The sequence below is a fragment of the Delftia deserti genome (assembly GCF_042653485.1).
GTDB lineage: Bacteria > Pseudomonadota > Gammaproteobacteria > Burkholderiales > Burkholderiaceae_C > Comamonas > Comamonas acidovorans.
In genome coordinates this window covers 3,155,156-3,169,751 of the sequence record NZ_JBHSIH010000001.1, presented here as the reverse complement: position 1 = coordinate 3,169,751, position 14,596 = coordinate 3,155,156, and the positions used below count along the sequence as shown (strand labels likewise).

At 69.2% G+C, this 14,596-nt stretch carries 13 protein-coding genes; 10 read left to right on the top strand and 3 right to left on the bottom strand.

Translation table 11 applies throughout. The features are described 5' to 3' along the window. Nucleotides 1-37: 37 nt before the first annotated feature. Together ACFPFG_RS15380 and ACFPFG_RS15375 are read right to left on the bottom strand one after the other, a co-directional pair. A complete protein-coding gene (locus ACFPFG_RS15380; protein ID WP_380107277.1) occupies nt 38-1,771 on the bottom strand; it encodes an ABC1 kinase family protein in 1,734 nt (577 codons plus the stop codon). A gap of 90 nt (nt 1,772-1,861) precedes the next feature. Continuing rightward, entirely contained in the window at nt 1,862-3,940 is a 2,079-nt protein-coding gene (locus ACFPFG_RS15375; RefSeq protein WP_380107275.1) for a molybdopterin-containing oxidoreductase family protein, read from the bottom strand. A gap of 213 nt (nt 3,941-4,153) precedes the next feature. Between ACFPFG_RS15375 and ACFPFG_RS15370 the strand changes: the two genes are divergently transcribed. The 4 genes from ACFPFG_RS15370 to ACFPFG_RS15355 all read left to right on the top strand — a co-directional run bounded on the left by ACFPFG_RS15370 (nt 4,154) and on the right by ACFPFG_RS15355 (nt 8,046). Continuing rightward, nucleotides 4,154-5,311 carry an ABC transporter substrate-binding protein gene (locus tag ACFPFG_RS15370; protein WP_197953653.1) on the top strand — a complete coding sequence of 386 codons (1,158 nt, stop codon included), beginning with the start codon at nt 4,154-4,156 and terminating at the stop codon, nt 5,309-5,311. Nucleotides 5,312-5,604: 293 nt separating this feature from the next. Then, complete coding sequence (locus ACFPFG_RS15365) at nt 5,605-6,813, top strand: M20 aminoacylase family protein (protein ID WP_380107273.1); 1,209 nt, start codon at nt 5,605-5,607, stop codon at nt 6,811-6,813. 61 nt (nt 6,814-6,874) lie between these two features. Next, complete coding sequence (locus ACFPFG_RS15360) at nt 6,875-7,654, top strand: ABC transporter ATP-binding protein (protein WP_380107271.1); 780 nt, start codon at nt 6,875-6,877, stop codon at nt 7,652-7,654. Nucleotides 7,655-7,791: 137 nt separating this feature from the next. Beyond that, the gene (locus ACFPFG_RS15355) at nt 7,792-8,046 is read left to right on the top strand and encodes an acyl-CoA-binding protein (protein WP_012203065.1); all 255 of its coding nucleotides are present in this window, start codon (nt 7,792-7,794) and stop codon (nt 8,044-8,046) included. Nucleotides 8,047-8,128: 82 nt separating this feature from the next. Here the strand turns inward: ACFPFG_RS15355 and ACFPFG_RS15350 are convergent, their stop codons facing one another. Then, the gene (locus ACFPFG_RS15350) at nt 8,129-9,151 is read right to left on the bottom strand and encodes an isopenicillin N synthase family dioxygenase (protein WP_380107269.1); all 1,023 of its coding nucleotides are present in this window, start codon (nt 9,149-9,151) and stop codon (nt 8,129-8,131) included. Between the two features lie 597 nt (nt 9,152-9,748). Here ACFPFG_RS15350 and ACFPFG_RS15345 point away from each other — a divergent pair. The 6 genes from ACFPFG_RS15345 to ACFPFG_RS15320 all read left to right on the top strand — a co-directional run bounded on the left by ACFPFG_RS15345 (nt 9,749) and on the right by ACFPFG_RS15320 (nt 14,592). Further along, complete coding sequence (locus tag ACFPFG_RS15345) at nt 9,749-10,777, top strand: ABC transporter substrate-binding protein (RefSeq protein ID WP_183017564.1); 1,029 nt, start codon at nt 9,749-9,751, stop codon at nt 10,775-10,777. Between the two features lie 10 nt (nt 10,778-10,787). Next, nucleotides 10,788-11,303 (top strand): nucleoside deaminase, encoded by a 516-nt coding sequence (locus ACFPFG_RS15340; RefSeq protein ID WP_374622220.1) that lies wholly within the window; start codon nt 10,788-10,790, stop codon nt 11,301-11,303. Nucleotides 11,304-11,359: 56 nt separating this feature from the next. Further along, a complete protein-coding gene (locus ACFPFG_RS15335) occupies nt 11,360-12,397 on the top strand; it encodes an ABC transporter substrate-binding protein (protein WP_312370899.1) in 1,038 nt (345 codons plus the stop codon). Between the two features lie 68 nt (nt 12,398-12,465). Continuing rightward, on the top strand, nt 12,466-13,308 hold the full coding sequence (locus ACFPFG_RS15330; RefSeq protein ID WP_012203070.1) for an ABC transporter ATP-binding protein: 843 nt from the start codon (nt 12,466-12,468) through the stop codon (nt 13,306-13,308). A 16-nt stretch (nt 13,309-13,324) separates the two neighbouring features. Next, nucleotides 13,325-14,092, top strand: a complete 768-nt coding sequence (locus ACFPFG_RS15325) for an ABC transporter permease (RefSeq protein ID WP_012203071.1) — start codon at nt 13,325-13,327, stop codon at nt 14,090-14,092. A 14-nt stretch (nt 14,093-14,106) separates the two neighbouring features. Further along, nucleotides 14,107-14,592, top strand: coding sequence for a nucleoside deaminase (locus tag ACFPFG_RS15320; RefSeq protein WP_183017567.1), 486 nt, complete (start codon nt 14,107-14,109; stop codon nt 14,590-14,592). Nucleotides 14,593-14,596 lie beyond the last annotated feature (4 nt).

Genomic DNA, 14,596 nt, shown 5'->3' with positions numbered 1-14,596 from the left:
CGGTGCCTTTGGGCGTTGCTCATCGCCAATCCAGCGATCAATCCAGCGCCTTCTGCCTGCGCATGGTGGTGAAAAGAACGGCCAGGCTGGCGGCGGCGCCGGCCACGCCCAGGGCGGCGAAGAGGGGGATGCCCCACAGGCGCGGGCCCATGGTCAGCAGGCCGGGGGCCAGGCCCAGGATGAAGGCGCCGGAGACCACGGCCAGGGCCAGGCGGGTGGCGGCGCGTTCCAGTGCCAGGGAAAGCCGGTCGATGTGGCGTATGTCCAGGTCGGCCTGCAGCCGGCCCGAGCGCAGTCTTTGCATCACCAGCCGCAGGGTGTGCGGCGCGTCGTCGGCCAGTTCCATCCACTGCGCCATGGCGGCGCGGCGCTGGCGCGCCAGGCTGCGCAGGGAGTAGCGCTGCAGCAGCTGGGCCTTGACCAGGGGCGTGGCCGTCTGCACCACGTCGAATTGCGGGTCCAGCTGCAGCAGCACCTGGTCGGCCGTGATCAGGGCCTTGAGCAGCAGGGCCATGTCGGCGGGCAGGGCCACGCCGGTTTCGCGGGCCAGGGCCATGAAGTCCTGCAGCGCACGGGACATCACCAGGCGGCCATTGCTGGCGCCGGGGCCATGGCGGGTCACGAAGCGGTCCACGGCAGCCTCGATGCGCGCGGCCGAGGGCGGGGCGCGGCCGGGCATTTCGCTTTCGGCGGCCCAGTCGAGCAGCACGCCCGAGAGGCTGCGGCCCTGGCCCTCTACCAGGGCGCGCATCAGGCCCAGCACCTGGCGGCGGCGCTGGGGCGACAGCCGCCCGACCATGCCGAAGTCGATGAAGCCCACGCGGTTGCCGGGCAGGGCCAGCAGGTTGCCAGGGTGCGGGTCGGCGTGGAACAGGCCGTCGCGCAGCACCATCTGCAAAAACGCGCAGGCGCCACGGCGCGCCAGCAGCGGGCCGTCCAGCGCGGGGTCCGCACCCACGGCCGAGGCCGGCACGCCCGGCACGAAGTCCTGCACCAGCAGGCGCGGCCCGCTCAATGCCCAGTGGATGGCCGGCACGACGATCTCGGGCTGGGCCGCGAAGTGCCGTGCCACGGCGTCGCCGTTGTGGGCTTCGACGGTGAAATCCAGTTCCTCGCGCAGCGCCTGGCCCAGCTGGCGCGTGACCTCGCGCGGGCGGTAGCGTGCCAGCTGCGGCCATTGTTCCTGGGCCAGCAGCGCCAGGTGCTCGAGCAGGCGCAGGTCGGCTTCGATCTGGGGGCGCAGGCCGGGGCGCTGGACCTTGACCACGACTTCGATGTCGGCAGCGCTGGCCGCAGGGGTGCTGTCGCTGCCGTCCTCCCGGTCTTCAGCCGCAGGCAGCCGCGCGCGGTACACCTGGGCCATGGAGGCCGAGGCCAGCGGCACGGGGTCGAAATGCGTGAACACCTGCTCCACGGGCAGGCCCAGCGACTGCTCGATCAGCGGCTGGGCCGTCTCCCAGGGCAGGGGGGCGGCGTGGCTGTGCAGTTGCTGCAGGGCGGCCGTCCATTCGGGCGCGAGCAGGTCCGAGCGCGTGGCCATGATCTGGCCCAGCTTGACGAAGCTCGGCCCCAGGTGTTCGAGGGCCATGCGCAGGCGCTCGGGGCGGCTGGCATCCAGCGGATGCTCGGGATGGGGCTGGCTGCCGCGCGGCGCGAAGCGGGCCAGGCCCAGCGTGTCGACCAGGTCGGCCAGCCCGAAGCGCAGCAGCACGCCGACGATTTCCTGCAGCCGGGCACGGTCGCGCACGGCGACCACGGCGGTTTGCAGCATGGGCATCTCCTGTCGGTGGTGGCAATGCGGTCCATTGTGCCGATGCGCCGGTGGCCATCGTGCAGGAATCGCCCGCCTCCGGGGCGGGGCTCAGGCCAGCCGCTGCACCTGCACCGCGCAGTCGTAGAAGCTGGGCGCGCGGCCCAGGTCGGTCAGGCGCTGGTGGGTGAGCTCGTTGACGTTGGTGCCGTTGTCGCCATGCTTGCGCCACCAGATGCCCAGGCCGTTGACCACGCCCCGGCGCGCGCGGCCGTTGAGCGTGGCATGGCATTCGTAGCTGCCCCGGTCGTTGAAGACGCGCACGCGGTCGCCCTCGGCCACGCCGCGCATGGCGGCGTCGTCGGGGTGCAGCTCCACCAGCGGTCGGCCTTCCATGTTGCGCAGGCTCTTGACATTGACGAAGCTGCTGTTGAGGAAGTTGCGCGCGGGCGGCGAGATCATGGCCAGCGGGTAGCGCTCATCCGTGTCGCCGGTTTCGTAGTTGGGCAGGTAGTCGGGCAGCGGGTCCATGCCGCGCCGCGCCAGCTCGGCGCTGGTGAACTCGCAGCGGCCCGAGGGCGTGGCGAAGCCGCCCTCGGCAAAGGGGGCCTCGGGCAGGGCCAGGGTGGCAAAGCCCTTGTCCAGCAGCTCGTTGAAGTCCACGCCGCGCCCCTCAAAGGCTTCGCGGCACAGTTGCTCGTCCCCCGTCTGGAAATGGGCGGCGGCAAAGGCGTCGTCATGCCGCGCCATGTGCGCGGCCAGGTCGCGGAAGATCTGGCCGTTGCTGCGCGCCTGGCCCAGCGGCGCGATGGCGGGGCGGTTGAGCAGCACGTCGGTATGCCCGTAGCTGCCGTGGATGTCCCAGTGCTCGATCTGCGTGGTGGCCGGCAGCACGTAGTCGGCCAGGTCGGCCGTGTCGGTCATGAACTGCTCCAGCACCACGGTGAACAGGTCCTCGCGCGCAAAGCCGGCCACGACCTTGGCCGACTCGGGCGCCACGGCCACGGGATTGCTGTTGTAGACCACGATGGCGTCCACGCGCGGGCCGAAGCCATTGCCGCCTTCATGCAGCAAGGCGTCGCCGATGGTGCTCATGTTGATGGTGCGCGGGCGGCGCGCGCCCAGCAGGTGCGGCATCTGCAGTCGGGCGCGCTGCGCGGGCAGGGCGCCCGAGGCGGACAGCAGCAGGCCGCCCGCACGGTGGCGCCAGGCGCCCACCAGGGCCGGCAGGCAGGCGATGGCGCGCACGGCATTGCCGCCGCCGCGCGCGCGTTGCACGCCGTAGTTCAGGCGGATGGCGGCGGGTGTGGTGGTGCCGTAGTCGCGCGCCAGCTGGCGGATCTGCTCCACGGGCAGGCCGCAGACCTGGGCCGCGCGCTCGGGCGGCCACTGCAGGGCGCGGGCCTTGAGTTCCTCCCAGCCCAGCGTGTGGCGCGCAATGTAGTCATGGTCCAGCCAGCCGTGCGTGATCAGCTCGTGCATCAGGGCCAGTGCCAGGGCGGCGTCGGTGCCGGGCAGCAGCTGCAGGTGCTCGTGGCATTTGTCGGCGGTCTCGGTCTTGCGCGGGTCGATGCACACCAGGCGTGCGCCGTTGCGCTTGGCCTCCAGCGCATAGCGCCAGAAATGCAGGCTGCTGCCGATGCTGTTGCTGCCCCAGATGAGGATGAGCCGGCTTTCGGTGAAATGCTCCACGCGCATGCCCAGCTTGCCGCCATAGGTCAGGTTCAGTGCCTCGCCCCCGGCGCTGGAGCAGATGGTGCGGTCCAGCAGCGAGGCGCCGAGCTGGTGGAAGAAGCGCCGGTCCATGCTCTCGCCCTGCACCAGGCCCATGGTGCCTGCGTAGCTGTAGGGCAGGATGGCTTCGGGGTCGCGCGCCGCCATGGACTGCAGGCGCGCGGCGATGTCGGCCAGCGCCTCGTCCCAGCCCACGGGCTCGAACTGCCCGGAACCCTTGGGCCCCACGCGGCGCAGCGGGGTGAGCACGCGCTCGGGGTGGTAGCTGCGCTCGGTGTATTTGCTGACCTTGGCGCAGAGCACGCCGCCCGTGTGCGGATGGGCGGGGTTGCCCTGGACTCTTTTGGCGATGCCGTCTTCGACCGTGGTTACCAGCGAGCAGGTATCGGGGCAGTCGTGGGGGCAGGCGCCCAGGACCTGTGAGGTGGCCTGGAGTGGGGGCGAGGCGGAGGACATGGTGGCAGCGGTCTCGGACAGGGTGGGTACTTTGCGAAAGAACCGTGAAAGCCGGGAAAACGGGAAAACGGGAAAACGGGAAAAGGCCGTCACGGGCAAGGGGCGGTGCCGGTCTTGCATGCCGCAATCGCCGCTTGTCTTTATTATGCGGACCCTTGCAGCCGGCTGCACGCAGCAACGGCGCCGATTCCAGCGACAAAAACAGGCAAGTTCATGCTCCGACCCAAGACGGCGTTCAGCCGCAGACAGTTCATCGCAGCCGGCACGGCTGCTGCCGCCACCTGGACCGGCGCAGTGCGCGCCCAGGATGCGGGCGGCACCATCGTGCTGGGCCAGTCCTGCCCGATGACGGGCCCCGCGGCACAGATCGGCCAACCCTTCCATGAGGGCGCCAAGCTGTATTTCGAGCAGCTCAATGCGCAGGGGGGCATTGCCCGGCGCAACATCGAACTGCGCGTGATGGACGACGGCTACGAGCCCGAGCGCTGCGCGGCCAATACCCAGCGCTTCCTGTCCGACGACGTGTTCGCCCTGTTCGGCTACGTGGGCACCTCCACCAGCATGGCCGCGCTGCCGCTGCTGCAAAAGGCGCGCCTGCCCCTGTTCGCGCCGCTGACGGGCGCCGATGCGCTGCGCCAGCCCCAGCTGGCCCACCTGGTCTTCAATGTGCGCGCCTCCTATGCCGACGAGACGGCGCTGATGGTGCGCCACCTCACGGGCCTGGGCCTGAAGAAGGTGGCCGTGCTGCATCAGAACGATGCCTATGGCGAGTCGGGCCTGGCCGGTGTCAAGGCGGCGCTGGCCGCCAAGGGGCTGGAGCCCGTGGGCGCGGCCACGGTGGAGCGCAACTCGAACAATGTGGCGGCGGCCGTCAAGACGCTGGTGCCGCTGGGCGCCGATGTCATCGTGCAGATCGTCACCTACTCGGCCAGCGCGGCCTTTGTGCGCGCGGCGCGCCAGGCGGGCTTTGGCGGGCAGTTCTACAACGTGTCCTTCGTGGGTGCCCAGGCGCTGTCGGAGACGCTGGGCAAGGATGCCGAAGGCGTGGTGGTCACCCAGGTCGTGCCCTCGCCCTTCCAGACCTCGCGCCAGATCACGCGCGATTTCCTGGCGGCCATCCAGAAGGGCGGCGGCAAGCTGGCGCCCAACTATTCCAGCATGGAAGGCTATCTGGCGGCGCGCGTGTTCGCCGATGCGCTGCGCCAGGCCTCGGCCTCGGGCAAGCCCACGCGCGACGGCCTGGTGGCCGCGCTCGACGCCATGCACGGCCAGCAGGTGGCCGGCTTCCCGCTGGTCTTCAAGCCGCAGTCCGGCAAGCCGCGCTTCGTGGAGTTGTCCATGCTGACCGGCGACGGCAAGGTCCGGGTGTAGGCTTGCAGCATTGGAGCGTGTTATGCACTTCTAAGTGCCCGCGAAAGCCGGGAAAGGGGCCCGGAACGAGGCGTAGCACGCGCCGCGGTTGCCACACCGCAAGCGGGCTGCAACGAAGGGCCGGGCCCCTTTCCCGGCTTTCCCGGAGGGTTGGCTCTGCGCGCAGGCGCTCGCGGCGTTGCAGCGCTTGCCAAGGCTTCAGCCTTGGCGGCGCACTGCGCCTTGCGATCACCAGCGCGCAGAGCCAACGCGGGTACTTAAAAGTGCATAACACGCTCTAGAAGGAGAACCCCATGGCCTTGTTGCAGGAACTGCTGGACCGCGCACCCGAGATCACCGCGCTGCGCCGCGACATACATGCCCATCCCGAACTGTGCTTCGAGGAAATCCGCACCGCCGACCTCGTGGCCCGGCAACTGGAGGGATGGGGCATTGCCGTGCACCGCGGCCTGGGCCGCACGGGCGTGGTGGGCACCATCCACGGCCGTGACGGCGGCGCCAGCGGCCGCGCCGTCGGCCTGCGCGCCGACATGGACGCCCTGCCCATGCAGGAGTTCAACACCTTCGAGCACGCCAGCCGCCATACCGGAAAAATGCATGCCTGCGGGCATGACGGCCATGTCGCCATGCTGCTGGCCGCCGCGCAGTACCTGGCCGCGCACCGCGACAGCTTCGAGGGCACGGTTCACCTGATCTTCCAGCCGGCCGAAGAGGGCGGCGGCGGCGCGCGCGAGATGGTCGAGGACGGCCTGTTCACCCAGTTCCCCATGCAGGCCGTCTTCGGCATGCACAACTGGCCGGGCATGAAGGCCGGCACCATGGCCGTGGGCCCGGGCCCGGCCATGGCGTCGAGCAACGAGTTCCGCATCGTCGTGCGCGGCAAGGGCGGCCACGCGGCCATGCCGCACATGGTGATCGACCCGCTGCCCGTGGCGGCCCAGCTCATCCTGGGCCTGCAGACCATCGTCAGCCGCAACGTCAAGCCCATCGAGGCGGGCGTGGTCTCGGTCACCATGGTCCATGCGGGCGAGGCCACGAACGTGGTGCCCGACAGCGTGGAGCTGCAGGGCACGGTGCGCACCTTCACGCTGGAGGTGCTGGACCTGATCGAGCGGCGCATGAAGACCCTGGCCGAGAGCATCTGCGCCGCGCATGACACGCGCTGCGAGTTCGAGTTCGTGCGCAACTACCCGCCCACCATCAACTCCGCCCCCGAGGCCGAGTTCGCACGCCGCGTCATGGCCGAGGTGGTGGGCGAGGCCAACGTGCTGCCCCAGGAGCCGTCCATGGGCGCCGAGGACTTTGCCTTCATGCTGCTGGAAAAGCCCGGCGCCTACTGCTTCATCGCCAATGGCGACGGCGACCACCGCGCCATCGGCCACGGCGGCGGTCCCTGCACGCTGCACAACCCCAGCTACGACTTCAACGACCAGCTGATCCCGCAGGGTGCCACGTTCTGGGTGAAGCTGGCCCAGCGCTGGCTGAGCGAGCCCACGCGCTGAGGCCCTTGCAGGGTCCGGCCGACACCGGCATGTCACACACCACACCTAGCATGCGGTCCCTGTGACCTCCATCGAATCCTCCACGGCCGCCGCGCAGGGCGTGGCCGTCCAAGCCCGGCAGCTCAAGCGCATCCACGGCGAGCGCGCCGTGCTCCAGGACATCAGCCTGCAGATCGCCCCCGGCGAGGTGCTGGCCCTGCTGGGTCCTTCGGGCTGCGGCAAGACCACCCTGCTCAAGATCCTGGCCGGGCTGGAGCAGCCCAGCCGCGGCGAAGTCTGGATGCGCGGGCAGTGCGTGGCCAGCGCCTCGCAGTCCCTGCCGCCCGAGCGGCGCGAGCTGGGCCTGGTGCTCCAGGGCCATGCGCTCTGGCCCCATATGAGCCTGCAGGCCAACGTGGCCTTCCCATTGGAGATGCGCGGCCTGCCTCGCGCGCAGATCCACGAGCGGGTGCAGCAGACCCTGGGCCTGGTCGGGCTGCAGGGCATGGGCGAGCGCCTTCCCGGCAGCCTGTCGGGCGGCCAGCAGCAGCGCGCGGCGCTGGCCTGCGCCGTGGTGGAGCGCCCGCGCCTGGTGCTGCTTGACGAACCCCTGTCCGGCCTCGACTGCAACCTGCGCGAGCGCCTGTGCGAGGAAATTCCCCGGCTGCTGCGCAGCCTGGGTTGTACGGCCGTCTATGCGACCCAGGACCGCCAGCAGGCCTTCGCCGTCGCCGACCGCGTGGTCGTGATGGAGCACGGCCGCATCCTGCAACCGGGCAGCGCCCAGGGCCAGCCGCCGGCCCCCGCGCCTTGCGAGGCAGACCGATGGCCCATGGCCGGGCACCTGTGCAGCGCAGCGTAGGAACGGCATGGGAGCGGCATAGGGGCGGCGTCGCCGGTCTCGGTGCGGATGACAGCGAAAAAAGCACGGTCGTTCTAAATTCCTGCTTTTTTGGCTACACTGTGCCGCTACACGAACCGCCCACCAGGAGACCCGCCATGTCCGATCTGAATGCCGCCTTCGAGGCCGCCGTCAAGAACTCCACCTCGATCAGCGAGCGCCCCGACAACGCCACGCTGCTCAAGCTCTACGCGCTGTACAAGCAGGCCACCGAGGGCGACAACGAGGCCAAGAAGCCCAGCTTCACCGACATGGTGGGCCGCGCCAAGTGGGACGCCTGGGAAAAGCTCAAGGACACCTCGGCCGATGACGCCAAGCAGCAGTACATCGACCTGATCGAATCGCTGCGCTGATCCGCACCACCACCGATCGCAGACACAGACAAGGCCCCGGAATCCGGGGCCTTGTCGTTTCCGGCCACGGCCCCGGCCGGGCTCAGTACTTGTTGGAAAAGTTCGCGCTGATGCGCTGGCGCAGGTATTCCGCGCCCGTGATGGGCGGGTACTTCTTTTGCGGGCCTTCGATCACCGCATCCTCGTTGGCCTGGCAGAAGAAGGCCAGGCTGTAGCGCGCGCCCTGGTATTCATGGGGCAGGGGGTTGCGCACGCGGTGGAAGTTGCTGGGCAACTGGTCGTCGCTCCAGCGCGTGAGCATGTCGCCGATGTTGCAGGTGATCACGCCTTCCACCGGGTCCACGGGCGTCCATTGCTGGCCTTCCATTTCCTTGCCCGGCAGCACCTGCAGGCCGCCCTGGCCTGCGCGCTGGAACAGCAGGGTCAGGCAGTCGAAGTCGGTGTGGGCGCCTGCGCGCCACAGGCCCAGCTCGTCCTTGAGCGCGGGGTCGACCGCGAAGTAGTGCAGCATGCGCAGCGTGCTCTGGTAGGCGGGCACCGAAGGGTCGTGGGCGCGCGTGAAGAAGTCCGCATCAAAGCCCAGCTTGTGCGCAAAGCACGACAGCAGCTGCATGCCCACCTGCCAGCACTGGCGCTCGAAGCCCAGCGTGGCCTGCTGAAAGCCCGGCAGCTCCTGCTGCGTGGGCCACAGGCCGTCCATGCGCGGGCGTGTCATCTGGTAGGACTCCTTCTGGTCCGGCGTGCGCGTGGAGGGCCGGATCTGCGCCTTGTGCTCCCAGCCCGCATTGCGCGACAGCGGCCACTGCGCCTTCACCTCGCGCGGCAGGGCGAACAACTGCTCGGCACGCCCGAAGGCCGCATCGATATCGGGCTGGGGAATGCCGTGGCCCGACACCTGGAAGAAGCCGATCTCCACCGAGGCCTGCCAGATCGCATCGGCGATCTCGGCCTTGCGGCGGTCAAAGTCGGAGATGTCGATCACCCGCACCTCCCGTGCGCGCGTCTCCTGCCCCTGGCCGCCCATGCGGGCCTCTTTGGCGAGTTCACCCAAGGCGTAGTCTGAAGCCGGTGCCGAAGTCAGGGTGGAGTTGGCAAGCATGTTCATGGTCTGTTTCCTTTGCCGCAAAGGCAGTGGCAAGGCACGCAGCGGCCGGCGCAAAAAGACACCGGTCCCGCCCGTCGCTCTTGAAGTGGCTGACAGGGCACAGGTCGCAGCCACGCCGCTCCCGCACCCGCTTCAAGAGCAATGACCCGCGCCGGCACAGGCCGGCAAGCTGAACGCTTCTACTCTTGCCAACCACCCAAGCAAACAGCGCGCCAGCCCGCGCAGGCCGGTTCATGGCCGCCTGCGTTCCATCGTGGTGCAAGAGGGCCGGGCAGCTTGGTGCACGCGCCGCATCGGAACCGTCTGGCACCAATCTGATGCATGCCCGCCGCGTCGAAAACCGGCGCGGCCCAGCCCAGTGACACCGAGGAAGGGCCGCCCCGCTCCGAGGGTGTCGTCCCCCTCCCGCGCAGCGAGAGAGGGGGAAGGCGCGAAGCGACTCAGGGGGTGGTACGCACTTTGCATACAAGCATCACTGAGTAGAAGCGTTCAGCACGCGCCCAGTGCGCGTTGCCCGGAAATTGCTCATGTCACGCCAGCCGCCCGGCCCCATGCCAGCGGCCGGTCCCCCTGTTGATAGCGACTGAGAGTTCCACCATGCAACGCCGCCATTTCCTTGCCGCCGCCGCCCTTCCCGCTGCCAGTGCCGTGATGCCCGGTGCCTTCGCCCAGGGCAAGGCGCTGGCACCGCTGAAGTTCACGCTGGACTTTCGCGTGACCTCGCAGACCGCGCCCTTTTTCGTAGCGCTGCAAAAGGGCTACTACCGCGATGAGGGGCTGGACGTGAGCATCGACGTGGGCTCGGGCTCGGTGGCCTCCATCACCCGGGTGGCCAGCGGCGCCTACCAGCTGGGACTGGGCGACATCAGCTCGCTGATCGAGTTCCAGGCGCAGAACGCAGGCGCGGCGCGCGTGCAGGCCGTCTACCAGTACTACAACCGCGCTCCGTTCGCCATCATCGGCCGCAAGGACCGGGGCATCACGGGCGAGTTCGCCAGCCTCAAGGGCAAGAAGGTGGCCGCCGCCGCCGTGGAGTCCACGCGCCGCGTCTGGCCCCTGGTCGCGCAGCGCCAGAACCTGCCGGCCGACCTGTTCGCCTGGACCACGACGGAGTTCTCGGCGCGCGACAACGTGGTGGTGCGCGGCGATGTGGATGCTGCCACCTATTTCCATGACTCGGCCGTGTCGCTGTTCGCACGCATCAAGCCCGAGGAGCTGTCCGTGCTGCGCTATACCGATGCGGGCGTGCAGCTGTATGGCAACGCCATCCTGGCCTCCAGCGCGCTGGTGGCCGAGCAGCCGGCGCTGGTGGCGGGATTCCTGCGCGCCAGCAACCGTGCCCTGGTCGAATGCCTGGCCCAGCCCGCGCTGGCCGTGGCCGCCGTGCGCCAGCGCGAGCCCATCCTGGATGAAAAGCTGGAACTGGCGCGCTGGGCCATCACCTCGCAATACCTGGCCGCGCCCGATACGCAGCGCCACGGCCTGGGCGATATCGACCCGCAGCTGCTGGCCCGCCAGGCCGAGCAGGTCAGCCAGGCCTTCGGCCTCAAGGCACCCGTGTCGGCTGATGCGCTGTTCAACCGCAGCCTGCTGCCGCCGCTGGCCGCGCGCATGGCCAAGGCCTGAGGGATCGCACATGGACCACGCCACCGTTTCACTGCCCCTTGAGGCCTCGCTCGACGAGCGTGACGGCCTGTACCTGCGCCGCGCCATCGCCATGGCCGACCTGGCGCGCGTGCGCGGCAACCGCCCGTTCGGCGCGCTCATCGTGGCCGCCGATGGCCGCGTGCTCGCCGAGGCCTCCAACGCCAATGGCGAGAGTGGCGACTGCACGGCCCATGCCGAGCTGTCGGCCATCCGCCTGGCCAGCCCCCTGCATGACCGCCAGGCGCTGTCCGCAGCCACCTTGTATTCATCGGCCGAGCCCTGCGTGATGTGCGCGGGCGCCATCTTCTGGTCGGCCATAGGCCGCGTGGTCTACGGCATCGACGCAGTGCGCCTGCGCGAATTCCGCGGCGAGCGCCTGGACCAGAAGGATGCCGAGCTGTCCTGCCGCGATGTGTTCGCCGCCTCGTCCCACGCCATCGAATGCATAGGCCCGGCGCTGATCGGCGAGGCCGCCGCATCGCACCAGGGCGCCTGGAAAAGCTGACCCAGCCCCCCGTTCCGGACCCCCGTTTCTTTTGACCATCAGAGAGGAAGCCCACCATGCAAAAACGACTGTTCCTGCACACCGTCCTGGCCCTGTCCGCCAGCGCTGGCCTGGCAACGGCCCAGACACAGGCCCACGCGGCCACGCCGCTGAAGTTCCAGCTGGACTGGCGCTTCGAGGGGCCGGCCGCCTTCTTCCTGCAGCCGGTGGCCAAGGGCTACTTCAAGGACGCGGGCCTGGATGTCACGGTCGATGCCGGCAGCGGCTCGGGCGGCGTGGTGCAGCGCGTGGCCTCGGGCGCCTATGACCTGGGCTTTGCCGACATCGCGGCGCTGATGGAATTCCAGGCCAACAACCCGGACATGCCCAACAAGCCCGTGGCCGTGATGATGGTCTACAACAACACGCCGGCCTCGGTGATGGCGCTCAGGAAAAGCGGCATCGCCAAGACGGCCGACCTCACCGGCAAGAAGCTGGGCGCGCCCGTGTTCGATGCGGGCCGCCGCGCCTTCCCGCTGTTCGCCAAGGCCAACCAGGTCGGCGCCGTGCAGTGGACGGCCATGGACCCGCCGCTGCGCGAGACCATGCTGGTGCGCGGCGATGTGGATGCCATCACGGGCTTCACCTTCACCTCGCTGCTGAACCTGGAGGCGCGCGGCATCAAGGCCGCCGATGTGGTGGTCATGCCCTATGCGGACTTCGGCGTGAAGCTGTACGGCAACGCCATCATCGCCAGCCCGAAGCTGATCAAGGAGAACCCGGCCGCCATCAAGGCCTTCCTGCAGGCCTTCGCCAAGGGGGCCAAGGAAGTCATCGCCAACCCGGGCGCGGCCATTGCCTACGTGAAGGAGCGCGACGGCATCGTCAACACCCAGCTGGAGACGCGCCGCCTGCAACTGGCCATCGACACCGTGGTCAACAGCGCCGATGCGCGTGCCGAGGGCTTTGGCCAGGTCGTGCCCACACGCCTGTCGCTGATGGCGTCGCAGGTCTCCGATGTCTACGCCACCAAGACGCGCGTGAACCCGGCCGAGGTCTGGAACGGCAGCTTCCTGCCGTCTGCGGCCGAGCTGAACATCCTGCCCAAGAAGTGACGACAAAGTGATTGACACCGTGCGCGTGCGCCAGCGGGCGACGCGCCGGCCCTTGCCTGCTGCCTGCCATGAATTCCTCCACATCCCACGGCGATGACGACGCCTTCTTCGTCGAGTTCCGCGACGTCTGGCTTGCCTACAACGAGGAGCTGCTGCGCGCCAACCACTTCGCGGTCGAGGCCATAGACCTGCAGGTGCGGCGCGGCGAGTTCATCGCCATCGTCGGCCCCTCGGGCTGCGGCAAGTCCACCTTCATGAAGCTGACCACGGGGCTGAAGATGCCGTCCATGGGCCGCGTCATGGTCAACGGCGAGCGCGTGACCGGCCCGCTGAAGATCTCGGGCATGGCCTTCCAGGCGCCGTCGCTGCTGCCCTGGCGCACCACGGTGGACAACGTGCTGCTGCCGCTGGAGATCGTGGAGCCGCACCGCTCGCTGTTCCGCCAAAAGCGCAAGGAGTACGAGGCGCGGGCGCGCGCCCTGCTGCAGAAGGTGGGCCTGGGCGGCTACGAGGACAAGTACCCCTGGCAGCTGTCGGGCGGCATGCAGCAGCGCGCCAGCATCTGCCGCGCGCTGATCCACGAGCCCCAGATGCTGCTGCTGGACGAACCCTTCGGCGCGCTGGACGCCTTCACGCGCGAGGAGCTGTGGTGCGTGCTGCGCGACCTGCAGGCCGAGCAGCGCTTCAACGTCATCCTGGTCACGCACGACCTGCGCGAAAGCGTCTTCCTGGCCGACACCGTGTACGTGATGAGCAAGAGCCCGGGCCGCTTCGTGGTGCGCCGCGACATCGAGCTGCCGCGCCCGCGCGAGCTGGAGCTGACCTACACGCGCGAATTCACCGACATCGTGCACGAGCTGCGCGGCCACATCGGCGCCATGCGCAAGACCGGCGCGGCCATCCAGCAATAGAACGGGGGAGATTCACATGCACAAGAAATACGCGGAACGCTGGGCACCCTGGGTGCTGCTGCTGGCGGTCATCCTGCTGTGGCAGGTCATCTGCTCGGCCTTCGAGGTCTCGGAGTTCATCTTCCCCAGCCCCTGGGCCATCGGCCGGCAGCTGGCCGAGTTCAGCGGCATCATCGCCGCCCACGCCTGGCGCACCTACTGGGTGACCATGGCAGGCTTTGGCATCGCCATCGTGGTGGGCGTGCTGCTGGGCTTTCTGATCGGCTCCTCGCGCCTGGCCTATGCGGCGTTCTATCCGCTGATGACGGCCTTCAACGCGCTGCCCAAGGCGGCCTTCGTGCCCATCCTGGTGGTCTGGTTCGGCATCGGCGCGGGACCGGCCATCCTCACGGCCTTCCTGATCAGCTTCTTTCCCATCATGGTCAACATCGCCACCGGCCTGGCCACGCTTGAGCCCGAACTGGAGGATGTGCTGCGCGTGCTGGGCGCCCGGCGCTGGGACGTGCTGATCAAGGTCGGCCTGCCGCGCTCCATGCCCTACTTCTACGGCTCGCTGAAGGTGGCGATCACCCTGGCCTTCGTGGGCACCACGGTCAGCGAGATGACGGCGGCCAACGAAGGCATCGGCTACCTGCTGGTGTCGGCCGGCTCGTCCATGCAGATGGGCCTGGCCTTTGCCGGCCTGATCGTGGTGGGCGCCATGGCCATGGTGATGTACGAGCTGTTCAGCGCCATCGAAAAGCGCACCACGGGCTGGGCCCGGCGCGGCTCGCAGGGCGAGTGAAGGAGAATCCGGCCATGACGCCCCTGACCGACGAACAGGCGGCCCGCCAGCTGCGCCGCGCAGGCGCCGTGGCCGGGCGGGCCATGGCCATGGGCCGCCACCCCTTTGGCGCGCTGCTGCTGGCGCCCGACGGCGAGACCGTGCTGGCCGAGCAGGGCAACATCGACACGGTGAACCATGCCGAGTCCACGCTGGCGCGCACGGCGGCCGCCAACTATCCGGGCGCCTACCTGGCGCAGTGCACCCTGGTCACCACCTTCGAGCCCTGCGCCATGTGCGCCGGAACCATCTACTGGGCCGGCATAGGCCGCGTGCTCTACGGCGCCGAGGAAACGGCGCTGCTGGCGCTGACGGGCGACCATCCCGAAAACCCCACGCTGTCCCTGCCTTGCCGCGAGGTCTTCGCGCGCGGGCAGCGCGCCGTGCAGGTCATCGGTCCCGTGCCTGGGCTGCACGAGGAGATGCTGGAGCCGCACCGGAGCTTCTGGCAGCAGCGCTGAACGG